Source organism: Cupriavidus sp. a3 (assembly GCF_051015765.1).
Classification (GTDB): Bacteria; Pseudomonadota; Gammaproteobacteria; order Burkholderiales; family Burkholderiaceae; genus Cupriavidus; species Cupriavidus oxalaticus_A.
In genome coordinates, this window is record NZ_CP170643.1 from 2,008,667 (window position 1) to 2,021,733 (window position 13,067).

11 protein-coding genes are annotated in these 13,067 nt (G+C 64.8%); 9 read left to right on the forward strand and 2 right to left on the reverse strand.

From position 1 onward, the window contains the following. Positions 1-210 precede the first annotated feature (210 nt). The 8 genes from ACAD63_RS09790 (at position 211) to ACAD63_RS09825 (ending at position 10,175) form a co-directional block, all read left to right on the forward strand. Positions 211-1,206 carry a tripartite tricarboxylate transporter substrate binding protein gene (locus ACAD63_RS09790; RefSeq protein WP_116348601.1) on the forward strand — a complete coding sequence of 332 codons (996 nt, stop codon included), beginning with the start codon at positions 211-213 and terminating at the stop codon, positions 1,204-1,206. A 57-nt stretch (positions 1,207-1,263) separates the two neighbouring features. Beyond that, the gene (locus ACAD63_RS09795; RefSeq protein WP_434033844.1) at positions 1,264-2,058 is read left to right on the forward strand and encodes an enoyl-CoA hydratase/isomerase family protein; all 795 of its coding nucleotides are present in this window, start codon (positions 1,264-1,266) and stop codon (positions 2,056-2,058) included. 4 nt (positions 2,059-2,062) lie between these two features. Further along, complete coding sequence (locus ACAD63_RS09800) at positions 2,063-4,165, forward strand: acetate--CoA ligase family protein (protein ID WP_434033845.1); 2,103 nt, start codon at positions 2,063-2,065, stop codon at positions 4,163-4,165. A 12-nt stretch (positions 4,166-4,177) separates the two neighbouring features. Beyond that, on the forward strand, positions 4,178-5,038 hold the full coding sequence (locus ACAD63_RS09805; RefSeq protein ID WP_434033846.1) for an alpha/beta fold hydrolase: 861 nt from the start codon (positions 4,178-4,180) through the stop codon (positions 5,036-5,038). Between the two features lie 12 nt (positions 5,039-5,050). Continuing rightward, complete coding sequence (locus ACAD63_RS09810; RefSeq protein WP_135706386.1) at positions 5,051-6,385, forward strand: MmgE/PrpD family protein; 1,335 nt, start codon at positions 5,051-5,053, stop codon at positions 6,383-6,385. Positions 6,386-6,458: 73 nt separating this feature from the next. Further along, positions 6,459-7,403, forward strand: a complete 945-nt coding sequence (locus ACAD63_RS09815) for a tripartite tricarboxylate transporter substrate binding protein (RefSeq protein WP_434033847.1) — start codon at positions 6,459-6,461, stop codon at positions 7,401-7,403. Positions 7,404-7,481: 78 nt separating this feature from the next. Beyond that, positions 7,482-8,285, forward strand: a complete 804-nt coding sequence (locus ACAD63_RS09820; RefSeq protein WP_133096980.1) for an IclR family transcriptional regulator — start codon at positions 7,482-7,484, stop codon at positions 8,283-8,285. 366 nt (positions 8,286-8,651) lie between these two features. Then, complete coding sequence (locus ACAD63_RS09825; protein WP_135706388.1) at positions 8,652-10,175, forward strand: 3-hydroxyacyl-CoA dehydrogenase; 1,524 nt, start codon at positions 8,652-8,654, stop codon at positions 10,173-10,175. A 293-nt stretch (positions 10,176-10,468) separates the two neighbouring features. Here the strand turns inward: ACAD63_RS09825 and ACAD63_RS09830 are convergent, their stop codons facing one another. Beyond that, positions 10,469-11,194, reverse strand: a complete 726-nt coding sequence (locus ACAD63_RS09830) for a hypothetical protein (protein WP_434033848.1) — start codon at positions 11,192-11,194, stop codon at positions 10,469-10,471. A gap of 804 nt (positions 11,195-11,998) precedes the next feature. Next, positions 11,999-12,577: an NnrU family protein gene (locus ACAD63_RS09835; RefSeq protein WP_135706350.1), complete on the reverse strand. Its 579-nt coding sequence runs from the start codon at positions 12,575-12,577 to the stop codon at positions 11,999-12,001. A gap of 78 nt (positions 12,578-12,655) precedes the next feature. On the opposite strand from ACAD63_RS09835, the gene ACAD63_RS09840 reads away from it, so the two are divergent. Next, complete coding sequence (locus tag ACAD63_RS09840) at positions 12,656-13,060, forward strand: VOC family protein (RefSeq protein ID WP_133098012.1); 405 nt, start codon at positions 12,656-12,658, stop codon at positions 13,058-13,060. The last annotated feature ends 7 nt before the right edge of the window (positions 13,061-13,067 follow it).

Sequence of the window (13,067 nt, forward strand, 5' to 3'; positions counted from 1 at the left end):
TTGGGGAATAGGGTTGGCCCTGCAGCGTTTGTGCGCTCTGCAGGGCCTCTTTTTTTCTGATAACTGTCCGCCGAACCTATAATTCCATGCAATGGAATTGTGGGGGTGTGGAATCGCCCGGCAAGCCCTAAGCTGTCTCTAACAAAGAAACGCGCCCGGTGCACGCAGTCTGATGGCCGCGGCGTTCCGACTTGTTCCAGGAGACAAAGCATGCATCCGTTCTGTACCGGCTTCTTCCGCCGGCTTGCCAAGGCAGCCATCCCGTTCCTCATGGCCGCGGCAGCGCCCTTGCCCGCGCTCGCAGCCTTCCCCGACAAGCCGATCCGCATGGTGGTGCCGTTCGCCCCCGGCGGTGGCACGGACCTGGTGGCGCGTGCGATGGGCATTACCATGGGCGAGGACCTGGGCCAGCCCGTCATCGTCGATAACAAGCCGGGTGGCAGCACCATCATCGGCACCGATGCGGTGGCCAAGAGCGCGCCCGACGGGTACACGCTGGTGATGGCGACGATGGCCCACGCGGTTAACCCGAGCCTGCACAAGAAACTTCCGTTCGATACGGAGAAGGCGTTCGCGCCGGTGATGCTGGTGGGCCGCTCACCCAATGTGCTGGTGGTAAAGCCGGACAGCCCCATCAAGACCGTGCAGGACCTGATCGCGGCCGCCAGGGCCAAGCCGGGCAAGCTCAACTACGCCTCGCAAGGCGCCGGCACTTCGGCGCACCTGGCTGGCGAGTTGTTCAAGAAGATGGCCAAGGTCGACATGAACCACATTCCTTATCGCGGTGCCGGCCCGGCGATCACGGACCTGCTCGGCGGGCAGGTCGATGTGATGTTTGCCACGGCAGCCGCGGTCGCTCCGCACCTGGAGAGCGGCAAGCTGCGGGCGGTGGCGGTCACGACCGCACAGCGCTCGCAAGCGCCGGCGCTGAGCAAGGTGCCCACGATCGCGGAAAGCGGCGTGCCCAACTATGTAGCAGATAGCTGGTATGGCTTGTTCGTGCCGGCCGGCACGCCACCGGCGGTGATCACGCGGTTGAATGCCGCGGCCAAGAAGGCCGTGCACACCGACGCGTTCCGCAAGCGAGCCGAGCAGGAAGGGCTGGCCATCAGTGGTGGCACGCCAGACGAGTTCGGCCGCTACGTCAAGGCCGAGAGCCAGCGCTGGAGCAAGGTCATCAAGGACGCCAACATCACGGCCGACTGAGCTCGGCATACGTACCGAACAAATCGCACTGATCGCACCCGCAGAACTGGACAGGCCATGGACAACTATTCCCTGATTGAACTGAAGATTGAATCCGGTATCGCGCTGCTCGCCTTTAACCGCCCCGACAAGCGCAATGCCATGAGCGACGACATGCGCTCGGAATTCATCGATGCGCTGGAACGCGTGGCGGCGGACAAGGCGATCCGCGCCCTGGTGCTCACCGGCAACGGCAAGGGCTTTTGCGCCGGCGGCGACGTGGCCGGCATGCAGCGCCGCATGGAAGCGCCGCAGGGCGAGGTGGGCTTCAACGGCTGGAGCCGCCAGCAGCGGGTCCATCACACCGTCAAGCTGCTGCACACCATGCCCAAGCCCACCATCGCCGCGGTCAACGGTGCCGCGGCTGGGCTGGGTGCCGATACCGCGCTGTGCTGCGATTTCGTGCTGGCCTCCGAAGCGGCATCGTTCTCGTGGTCCTATATCAACCGGGGCCTGATCCCGGACGGGGGCGGCATGTATTTCCTGCCGCGCCGCGTGGGGCTGTCGGCGGCTAAGGAACTGGTCTTTACGGGCCGCAAGGTCGAGGCACAGGAGGCCAAGGCGCTTGGCATCGCCGACCGCCTGAGCAAGCCAGAAGCGCTGATTGGCGATGCGCTGACGTGGGCGGCAGAACTGAGCCAGGGCTCCACCACCGCGATCGCGCTGGGCAAGAGCATCATGAACCAGTCCTTTGAGTTGCCCGCCGACCAGGTCTTTGCCCAAGGCAGCCAGGCGCAAGGTATCTGCTACACCAGCAGCGAGCATCGCGAGTCCGTGCTGGCTTTTCTGAACAAGACTGCCACCAAGGCCTGACACCATGAATGCGATCCAACGACTTGTCACGCCGCGCAGCGTTGCCGTGATCGGCGCTTCCGCCGATCCTGCAAAGACCGCCGGCCGCCCAGTTTCCTACCTGCGCAAGCATGGCTTCAGCGGGGCGATCTACCCGGTCAACCCCAAGGTCGAATCGATCGACGGGCTGCGCTGCTATCCCGACATTGCCTCGCTACCCGAAGTGCCCGACGTCGGCATCGTGCTGCTGGGCGCCGAGCGTGCGCACCTGGCGGTGCGCGACCTGGCGGCGCGCGGCGCGGGCGCGGCCATCGTGCTGGCGAGCGGCTATACCGAGACCGGTGCCGAAGGCGCGCGGCGCCAGGCCGAACTGATCGATGCGGCCGGCAGCATGCGCCTGCTCGGGCCCAATACCATCGGCCTGGTCAACCTGACCGACAACATCCCGCTGTCGGCGAGCGGCGCGCTGGAAATGGACCAGTTCCCGGCCGGCAGCATCGGCGTGGTGTCGCAAAGCGGCGGCATCCTCGGGGCCTTGCTGTCGCGCGCCGCGGCGCGGGGCATTGGCCTGTCCAAACTGGTTTCCACCAGTAATGAAGTCGACCTCGACCTGGCCGACTTTATCGATTACCTGGCCGATGACGAGGCCACCCGCGTGATCGCGCTGTATGTTGAGAGCGTGCGCAACCCGGAAACGTTCCGCCGTGCTGCCCTGAAGGCCGCGCGCGCTGGCAAGCCGGTGGTGGCGTTCAAGATCGGCCGCTCCGAGAGCGGCGCGCGCGCAGCGGTGTCGCATACGGGCGCGCTAGCCGGTGCGGATCGGATGTACGACGCGCTGTTCGAACAGGTCGGCGTGATTCGCGCGCAGACGTTCTCGGACCTCCTTGACATGCCCGCAGCCCTGGCTGCCGGCCGCAAACTCACCGGCAATCGCGTTGCGATCCTGACCTCGACCGGGGGCGCAGGCACGCTGGTCTCCGACAGCTTGGGCGTGGCCGGCTTCGAGACGCCGGCACCGGACGAGGCGACCGCGACGAAGCTGCGCGCGCTGCAGAAGGGCGACCACGCCGCGCTCGACCGCAACCCGATCGACGTCACCCTGGCCGGGCTGCAGCCTGACCTGCTCCGCGCCGCGATCCGCATCCTGCTCGAGAGCCCGAGCTATGACGCGGTGGCAGTGATCGTCGGCTCGTCCAGCCTGGCGATGCCGGACCTGATGGCCAATGCCATTCGCGACTGCCTGCCCGACAGCGACAAACCGGTGATTGCTTACGTGAGCCCGCATGCGCCCGAAGTCGCGTCGCTGCTGAATCGTCGTGGCGTGCCGGCGTTTTCCGCGCCGGAGGCGTGCACGGTGGCGATCGATGCGATGCTGCGTGCCGGCAAGCTCCGCGCGGTTGACGAAGCGGGCACCCCCACGCTGCCGTTGCCGGATCTCGGCGCCTATGGCACCGGTTCGATCGACGAAGCCGCGGCCCAGACCTTGTTCGCCGGTTTCGGCGTACCGGTCGCAAAGGAGGTGGTGGTTGCCGATGGCGTCGAGGCCACGGCGGCGGCGCAAGGCTTCAGCGGCAATGTCGTGCTGAAGATCCTGTCGGCCGAGATTACCCACAAGAGCGATGTCGGCGGCGTGGCCGTCAATGTCCCGCCGGCAGAGGTGGCAAGCCGGCTGGCAAGAATGGCGAGCGATGTGCAGTCGGCCACGGGGATCGCGCCCCAACGCTTCCTGGTGCAGGAAATGGTCAAGGGCGGCGTCGAAGTGATTCTCGGCATGCACCGCGACGCGCTCGGCACCGCGATCCTGCTCGGCATGGGCGGCGTGACCGCGGAGCTGTTCGGCGATACCACGCTGCGTCTGCTGCCTGGCGAGGGGGGGCTGACCCGTGACGCCGCGCTGGCGATGATCGGACGCCTGAAGACCGCCCCATTGCTGCAGGGCTTCCGTGGCCGGCCGAAGGCGGATGTGGACGCGCTGGCCGAGGCGATCGTCGCCTTCTCGCGCATGGTCGCCACGCTTGGCGATCGGCTGGTCGAGGCCGAGATCAATCCCGTCTTCGTCCTGCCCGAAGGGCAGGGTGTGGTGGCCGCCGATGGCGTGGCGGTACTGGCGGGCGCCGACAAGCCCTGACGAGGCCCTGGCATGTGCGGCGAGCGCGGCGGTACGTTGGTGACTTCGGTCGATGGCTGCGAGGTCATTTGGCGAAGCTTTGGCGATGGCCCGGCGACCGTGCTGCTGCATGGTGGCCATGGCAACTGGCGGCACTGGACGCGCAATATCGGGCCGTTGTCCCGCAACCGCCGGCTGCTGGTGCCGGACATGCCGGGCTTTGGCGATTCCGGTGCGGCGCCGCGCGCCGACCTGCCGGGACTCGTCGATGTCCTGGCCCGCTCGCTGGCCCGCTTATCGATGGACCAGTCGCTGAACCGTATTGACTTGGTGGGTTTTTCCTTTGGCGCGCTGGTGACGGCGCACCTTGCGACCCATGAGGGTCTTGGCGAAATCGAAGTCGGCCGCCTGGCATTGCTCGGGCCGGCCGGCCACGGCGGTCCGCGCCGCATGACGCAGGCGCTGGTCGACTGGCGCCGCTGCCTCGATCCGCACGCGCTTGCCGCGGCGATGCGTCACAACCTGGCGGCATTCATGATCGCCGATCCGGCCGCCATCGACAGCGAAGCCGTGGCCATCCACACGCGTGCCTGTCGCGCGACGCGCTTCCATAGCAAGTCGATCTCGCGCGCGGGCGGATTGCAGCAGGCGCTTGCACACTTTCCCGGCCCGGTATTGATGATCTGGGGCGAAGCCGATGTGACCATGTCGCCGGCATCGATTGCCGGGATCGCCCGCGACTCGCGGGACGCGTCAGCCGGCGCGCCAGCAGTCAGGGTCCGCGTGGTGCCGGGCGCCGGGCATTGGGTCCAGTACGAGGCCCACCAACAAGTCAACGGGCTGCTGCAGGATTGGGTGCAGCAGTCCCCCCACATGCTGGCGCAGGCCGGCTGAGGAGAACCCATCTTGAACGCAACCGAGGCCTTTGGGCCGTTCTTCAGCACAGTCAAGGCAGGGCCGCTGCCCGCCGAGGTGCTGCATCATGCGAAGCGCGCGCTGGTCGACTGGCATGCGGCGCTGTTTCCGGGCATCGGCACCGATGCGTTCCAACGCCTGCAAAGCGTGCTGGAAGAGGAGCTTGGCCGCGGCAACGCGACGCTGCCAATGGGGCAACGTGCCACGGCGCGCGCCGCGGCGCTACTCAATGGCGCTGCCGCCCACGCTGCGGAGATCGACGACAGTTTCCGTGATGCGATGTACCACCCCGGTGCCGCCACCATCGCCGCCGCGATTGCTGCGGCACAGGACGTGGGCGCCAGCGGCGAGACGTTGCTGAAGGGCGTCGTCGTCGGCTATGAGGTGTCAACGCGTATCGGCGTCGTGCTGGGCCGGGCGCACTATCGTTTCTGGCACAGCACCGCCACGGTCGGCACCTTTGGCGCGGCGGCCGCCGCGGCGTTCATCTATGGCGCGAACGAGGAGCAGCTTGCCCACGCGCTGGCGACTGCGGCCACTTTCGCCGCCGGACTGCAGCAGGCGTTCCGCATGGACTCGATGTCCAAGCCCCTTCACGCGGGCCGGGCTGCGGAGGGCGGATTGCTCGCCGCCCGCGCCGCCATCGCGGGCATCACCGGTTCGCTCGATGTGCTCGACGGTGAGACCGGCATGGGGCACGCGATGTCGGACGGCCCTGACTGGAACGGGCTGGCATCGACCCTTGGGAAAGACTTCCATATTTGCCGGCTGACCTTCAAGAACCACATTGGCTGCGGCCATACCTTCGCCGCCATCGACGGTGCGCTGGCGCTGAAAGCGAAGCTGGGCATCGAAACGGCCCAAATCCGTCGCCTCCGCGTCGCCACCTATCGTCCGGCGCTGGATATCGCCTGCTATCTCGACCCCAAGAGCGAGAACGAAGCCAAGTTCAGCCTCAAGTTCATCGTCGCCGCCGCCCTGGTGCATGGCAGCGTGCGCCTGTCGGCATACACGCCGGAACGGCTGTGGGACAGCGAGACGCGCCGGCTGATGGCCTGCATGACGGTCGAGGTCGACCCTGAGATCGACGGCCGGTTTCCTGGCAAGCGCGCCGCAAGGGTGGAGATCGAAACCCGGGACGGTGCCACGGCAGACTACCTGCAGCCGAATCGCAAGGGTGATCCGGAGGATCCGCTGACCGACGACGACCTTGACGGCAAGTTGATCGAACTGGCATCGCCGGTGATAGGTACCGATGGCGCGCGCCGGCTGGCGCAGAAGATCTGGCACATCGACACGCAGCTGGAGGTCAGTCTGTTTGGCTGACTAATGGAGGCCCAGCGCCGAGGAGATCAGGATCATGCTTAGCATTCTTGCCATAGGTCGACTGCTGTTCGCCATGCTGGTGACGGCGTTGCCGATCATTCCCCTGGCCGCGCACGCGCAGCCCTACCCGGCGCGGCCGGTGCGCATCATCGTGCCATTCCCCGCAGGCGGGGGCACTGACGTGATCGCCCGCTCGCTGGGCGATGAATTGTCGCGCGGCATGGGTAAGCCCTTCATCGTTGAAAACAAGCCCGGCGCCGGCTCGGTCATGGGCAATGACCTGGTCGCCAAGAGTTCGGCGGATGGCTATACGCTGCTGCTTACCACCAGTGCCTTTTCTATCGTCGCCAGCATTGGCATCAAGTTGCCGTATGGCGGCATCCAAGCCTTCGAGCTGGTGGCGCTGCTCGGCCGCGCGCCAAATGTGGTGCTGGTTCGCAACGATAGCCGAATCCGCTCGGCGGCAGATCTGCTGCGCGATGCCAAAGCCAATCCGGGCAAGCTGACCTATGGCTCGGCAGGTAACGGGACGTCGGTGCACCTGGCAGCCGAGTATTTCCAGTCCTTGGCTGGTATCCGGCTCGTGCACGTGCCATACCGTGGCTCAGCACCTCAGTTCGCCGACCTGCTGGCCGGCCATATCGATGTCGCGTTCGCGACGATGGCCAGCGCCGCAACGCTGATCCGCGACGGGCGCGTGCGGGCGCTGGCCGTGACCTCGCCCGCGCGGTCCCCGGCTTTCCCGGAGGTGCCTGCCGTCGCGGAGGCTGGCGTCAAAGGTTACAGCGCCGAGGTCTGGTACGGCGTCTTCGTACCGAAGGGAACGCCGGCGACGGTGGTCGCCGCGCTGCATCGAGCCATCGCCCAGGCATCTGCCGGTGGCGCGTTCCGCGAAAGGCTGGCGCGCGAAGGGGTGGTGGGCGGCATTGGTTCGCCACAGGATCTTTGCGCCACTGCCGAGCAGGAGGTCAGTCGTTGGCTGCAAGTGGTGAAGGACAAGGAGATCCGCATCGAGTAGCATTGCCCGCAGCCCAACATACGCAGGCGCCGGGCGCCGACTTCCAGAACGGTCACTGGCCCGCAGTGACTCCCTGCTATGCCGAGCAGCATCGTCAACATCGAACGGATCAAACCAGGCCAAGGCAAGGCGACGCCCAACCGCTCGCTAGAGCGTGGCATTGCCGTACTACGCGCCTTTCGCGCCGGCTCGTCCATGCTCGGCAACAGTGAAATTGCCGAGCGCACCGGCTTGTCCCGCTCCACAGTCAGCCGCCTGACGCAGTCGCTGATAGAGACCGGCATGCTCGAGTATGTCCCGCAGTTCCGGGCCTACCGGCTGGGTGTGCCGGTCCTCAGTATGGCGCATGCCATGCGCGACGGCTCGCAGGTTCTCAGGGTCGCGGCGCCGATGATGGCCGAGGTTGCCATGCGTCAGAAGATCAATGTCGGACTGGCGGTGGCGGAGGGCGACGAGATGATTTACCTGGAGTCGTTCCGCTACAACCGGCGCCAGTCACTGCGTACGGTGGTGAGCGGACAGCGCATCCCGATGGCGCTGACCTCTCTCGGCCGCGCGCACCTGGCAACGCTGTCACCGGAGGCTTTCAGTGCGATGATGAGGGTCATGGCCGACAAGTACCGCGGCCGCGGCTGGGGCGCACTGCGACGGGAAATCGATGCTGCGGTGTGCTCCGTGCATGAGAAGGGCTACTGCGTTGCGTCATGGCAGCCTCAGGTCGTGGCCATGGCAACACCAATGCGCTTTGACGAGTATACGGCCCATGTATTGAACGTCAGTGTATCCACGCAGCAGGATGCCGGCGCTATCGAGGCGGCGCTGGCCAAGCCACTGATGGAACTTGCGGCAGCGATACAAGCGCGGATGCTTCGGGGAGAGTAAGGCGTCGACGCGGTCGCCTTATTGCCACGTTCGCTAATACCTATAGCAAATTTTAAAAGGGGAGGTAAGGATGGGGTCAGACCGCCATTGCAGTGGGCCGTTCACGCTGCCCGACGAGATTGGCGTTGCAGAGGGTAACGCATCAAATTGGTTTCGATACCTTGCAGAATTGAAGGGCTTCCCGCCCGTGAGTGTCACCACACCGGCCTGACGTGGCTCGGCACAGATCCAATTTCAATGGATGGAATTGAGCGGGTGCGCGGCGGCTCCATGAGAGTTACTCTCCGCCATCATGGGAGACTGCAGCCCTGGGTTGCCCTTCTAGTGCGGCCATCGGCCACTCTCCGACTCAAACAGAGCGTCTCTATGAACTCTTCTGACATCAACACCCTTGGCATCGTCGGCACCGGCGCCATGGGCCGGGGCATCGCGCAGATCGCCGCGCAGGCAGGCCTGACCGTCAACCTGTACGACGCCAACCCGCAGGCGGTGGAAGCCGCGCGCAAGTACCTGCAGGACACGCTGGCCAAGCTCGCGGACAAGGGCAAGCTCAGCGCCGCCGACGCCGAGGCCACGCTGGCCCGCGTCAAGCCCTGCGGTGCGCTGGAAGACCTAGCCGGCTGCGACATGGTGCTCGAAGCCATCGTCGAGAAGCTGGAGGTCAAGCGTGACCTGGTGGCCAAGCTCGAAGCCATCCTGCGCGAAGACGCCATCATCGCCTCGAACACCTCGTCGCTGTCGATCACCGCGATCGCGGTCGGTTCGAAACATCCCGGCCGCATCGCCGGCTACCACTTCTTCAACCCGGTGCCGCTGATGAAGGTGGTCGAGGTCATCGATGGCCTGTCGGGCAACCCGGCGGTGGGCGACGCGCTGATGGCGCTGTCGCGCCGCATGGGCCATACGCCGGTGCGCTGCAAGGACATGCCGGGCTTTATCGTCAACCATGCCGGCCGCGGCATGAATATCGAGGGCCTGAAGGCGGCGCAGGAAGGCGTGGCCGGATTCGCCGACATCGACAACATCATGCGCGAGCAGGCCGGTTTCCGCATGGGGCCGTTCGAGCTGATGGACCTGACCGGGCTGGACGTGTCGCACCCGGTGATGGAATCGATCTACAACCAGTTCTACCAGGAGCCGCGCTACCGTCCGTCGCCGATCACCGCGATCCGCGCGGTCGGCGGGCTGATCGGGCGCAAGGCCGGCGCCGGTTTCTATGCCTATGCCGATGGCCAGAAGCAGGTGCCGGCCGCCGCCGCGGTGCCAAGCGCGCGCCCGTCGAGCGTGTGGGTCAGCCACGCCAGCGAGCGCGGCCACGCCATGGTCACCAAGCTGCTGGGCGCGCTCGGCGTGACCCCGGAAGGCGGCAACCAGCCCTCGGCCGACGCGCTGATCATCGTCACGCCGCTGGGCCTGGACGCCACCACCAGCGCGCTGCAGCAGGGCCTGGACCCGGCCCGCACCGTTGCCATCGACACGCTGCTGCCGTTCGAGGCCACCAGGCGCCGCACGCTGATGACCACGCCGGCCACCAGCGCCGCCGCGCGCGACGCCGCGCATGGCCTGTTCGCCAGCGACGGCGTGCCGGTCACGGTGATCCGCGACTCCGCCGGCTTCGTTGCCCAGCGCGTGCTCTGCTGCATCATCAACATCGCCAGCGATATCGCGCAGCAGCGCATCGCCACGCCGGCCGACATCGACCTGGCCGTGAACCTCGGCCTGGGTTACCCCAAGGGCCCGCTGGCGCTCGGCGACGCGGTCGGTCCGCAACTGGTGCTGGAAACGCTGCGCAACATGGAAGCGGTGACCGGCGACATGCGCTATCGCCCGAGTCCGTGGCTGTGGCGCCGTGGTGGCCTGGGCCTCTCCCTACTGACTGTCGAGGCGTGATTTCAGGTGATCTCGACGAGCACATCAAGGATAGGCCCGTACTCGTAAGTATTTCGTCGAGCCGCATCACGGGCCGTCGCAAGCCGATGACGAAAGACCGTTCGCGGTAGGAGGACGGACATCCGTTGGCGCACGCCGAATGTCGCAAAATGGCCGACTACAGCCATTGCGTTTCCGTCGTCCTTGGCCAGTTGCGGGGACACGTAATCCCGCGCGCACCGGCGCCGGGGGATGCAAAGGAAGGCCGAGCCCGCAGGGCGAGGCCCGTCGAGTGGAGCGCGTTGGGTTCGCGCCTAGAGCCCCTTATACTTGCCTTCGGCGTCAACGTAGAGAATGCTCGTCAGGAACCACCTGGAACCTGCTTCGTGAAGGTGATACTCGTAATCAGCGGTGAAAGTCACGTTATGCTTCGTCTTGGTGTGGCGCGTCCTTACTATACAAGCGTTCACCGCGCCGAATTCGGTGTCGAGGATTGCCTCGCGATTGTCGTGTGAACAGTCGTCGCCGAATGACACGGGCTGTGGGCGATGCCCCGGCGGGCAATATTTTGAGATCAGCGCGTTGTAAGCGGATTCCGCAGCATCGATACCTTGGAAAGTATCCTGCGCGTTTGCCTGATTAACGAAATCGTTCCATCTTTCATAGTCAGCGATGAAAGCACGAACCACGTCTTCGGGCTCCAAACCGTCAAGGGACGCTGCTGCCGGAGCGAACTCCGGCAGCGGTGCTTCAGGCTGTGGCGGTGCCTCGGGTTCCTGTAGTGCCTTTCCCCAAACCGCAACGCTTGCCTCGAAGTGACCCGGATCGCTGGCCGAAATCCGGATCATGCTTGGAATAAAACTCTTGCCCTCGTACTCCGGGGTGGCTGAGTAGCGGCGAATCTGCCCTTTCTGAGCGAGTGGCACGACGGTGCGCTGATCGATCCGAGCCTTCGATTCAGCGGCATGAGCCGGCACGTACACTGTGTTCGGAAGAATATCCTCGCCCCCGAACTCGAGAGGCATGAGCAGTAGCTTCATGAGCTCTCCTCGCTTACATAAGTCTTCAGCTTTCCCGCGCGAATCGACGTGCCTGTAATCAGGCCCGACGCTGGGTGCGCCGAGATTTTTGAACCATTTCAACATCGGCCTTCTCCCTGTGCCGCTCAACATTCGGCAGGAACCGCGACTTCCAGATAGCGCAACCGGCTTGAAGTTATCCGCTCGGCGGCGGGGTCACGGTTCGGATTGTTCATGCTCACGAAGCAGTTCCTCGGCCCATTCCGGAAGGGACAAATATGCGACGCTTCTCGATTGATCGTCATGCCAGTAGTGCAGCAGCTTGCCCCTCGACGGACCCGCAGTTTCATACACAACGAAGTCTCCCGAGTCGTTGGTTAGAACGGGCAACCACAAGGGGCTCCATGGCTCCATGAAGTCGGACGTCGGATCTGCAAAGAACGAACATTCCCTCCCTATTTCGCTTACCGAGAGCAGCCGCCGATTGTCCTTTCGACTGAGCGGTGAGTTCCATGGCTGCCCATCGTGCCAAGAGAACAGCACGCACACGTCGGCTGGCAGTTGGCCAACTTCTGGGACGGATGAGACAAGCCCAGCCAGGTCTCCCGCCTCAGCCGGAGGCCGAAGCGTCGCGCGGATATGTGGCGGAAGGACTCGCTCGATGCTGGTAAGGACGATCCTCAATGCAGATGGCGCTTGCTCGTTCATTGGTTGAGGTGAACTCATGCTCCGTCCCTGATGTATCCGACGCTTCACAGCGTATAGAACCAAGGCGGGCTTGTCAGCTTCTGGATGAAAAGCCATCCTAACTGCCAGATGTTCTGCTTACGCGAACGCCCGCACGGTGGTCATCCGTTCATGAAGCATGAATCCGAACAACGCCCAGGCCGCTAGTCCTGCGACTGTCACTATTGCATCACGTGCAGGTGTCCCGGCTGGGTAGCTGGTTCTCGCTTCCCGGTCCCGCCGGCGCGCTGACACGAAATCTGCCACCGCCCACGCCAGGAACGCGCCAAACAGCACTACTGCGGCGAGTGTTCCGTTGGCAAGCAGGTGCGCCAGGGCCCAGGCCTGCACGCCTGCCAGCATCGGATGGCCGAGCGCAGCCTTGATGCGGTTGCCAGGCACGTATGCCGCCGCAATCAGCACGAAGGCCGGGATTGTGAGAAATGCCGCAAAGTGCCGCCCCCACGCCGGTGGCGTCCAGACCATCACAGGATGCGCGCTGGCCAGGCCGTAGCCCCAGACAACCACCGCCAGGCCGGCAATCGAAACCAGGGTGAACAAGCCTTTCCAGCGACGCGGGCCGAGCTTGGCAATCTGCGCGGTGCGCCATGAGTCAGCAACCATGCGCACCGAGTGCGCGCCCAGGAAAATGAACAATCCCAATACTAGTAGCGTCATGAAGCGCCCCATTTCATTAACGTCCGGCACACGCCTAAGCTGGACTTATGCCTCCACCCCTACACAGGAGAGTTTCCCATGCTCCAAAACAGTGACGTCGCGACCAGGATTCCTGCACAAGACCTCGCACGAGCGAGAAGCTTCTACTCGAGCAAGCTTGGTCTTGAGCCGGTAGAGGAACGGCCTGGCGGCCTCCGCTACAAATGCGGCAACAGCTACTTCGTACTTTTCGAGTCGGCTGGATCGGCCTCTGGCAGTCACACACAAATGGCCTGGGAGGTCGATGACATTCAGGCAATCGTTAGCGAACTGCGGCACCGGGGAGTCACATTCGAAGAATACGATCTTCCCGGTCTCAAGACCATCAATGGGATCGCCGAGATCCAGGGAAACTACCCGTCCAAGGGTGGCATTGGCGAGAAAGGTGCTTGGTTCAGAGATTGCGAGGGCAACCTTCTTGCCATCGGCCAACCGGTCAAATGAGTCCGTC

Bases quoted from the DNA above. Each gene is read 5' to 3' on its own strand.
- ACAD63_RS09840 (WP_133098012.1), top strand. From the start codon at position 12,656: ATGCTCCAAAACAGTGACGTCGCGACCAGGATTCCTGCACAAGACCTC.
- ACAD63_RS09830 (WP_434033848.1), bottom strand. From the start codon at position 11,194: ATGAAGCTACTGCTCATGCCTCTCGAGTTCGGGGGCGAGGATATTCTT.
- ACAD63_RS09790 (WP_116348601.1), top strand. From the start codon at position 211: ATGCATCCGTTCTGTACCGGCTTCTTCCGCCGGCTTGCCAAGGCAGCC.
- ACAD63_RS09835 (WP_135706350.1), bottom strand. From the start codon at position 12,577: ATGACGCTACTAGTATTGGGATTGTTCATTTTCCTGGGCGCGCACTCG.
- ACAD63_RS09815 (WP_434033847.1), top strand. From the start codon at position 6,459: ATGCTGGTGACGGCGTTGCCGATCATTCCCCTGGCCGCGCACGCGCAG.
- ACAD63_RS09820 (WP_133096980.1), top strand. From the start codon at position 7,482: ATGCCGAGCAGCATCGTCAACATCGAACGGATCAAACCAGGCCAAGGC.
- ACAD63_RS09805 (WP_434033846.1), top strand. From the start codon at position 4,178: ATGTGCGGCGAGCGCGGCGGTACGTTGGTGACTTCGGTCGATGGCTGC.
- ACAD63_RS09800 (WP_434033845.1), top strand. From the start codon at position 2,063: ATGAATGCGATCCAACGACTTGTCACGCCGCGCAGCGTTGCCGTGATC.
- ACAD63_RS09825 (WP_135706388.1), top strand. From the start codon at position 8,652: ATGAACTCTTCTGACATCAACACCCTTGGCATCGTCGGCACCGGCGCC.
- ACAD63_RS09795 (WP_434033844.1), top strand. From the start codon at position 1,264: ATGGACAACTATTCCCTGATTGAACTGAAGATTGAATCCGGTATCGCG.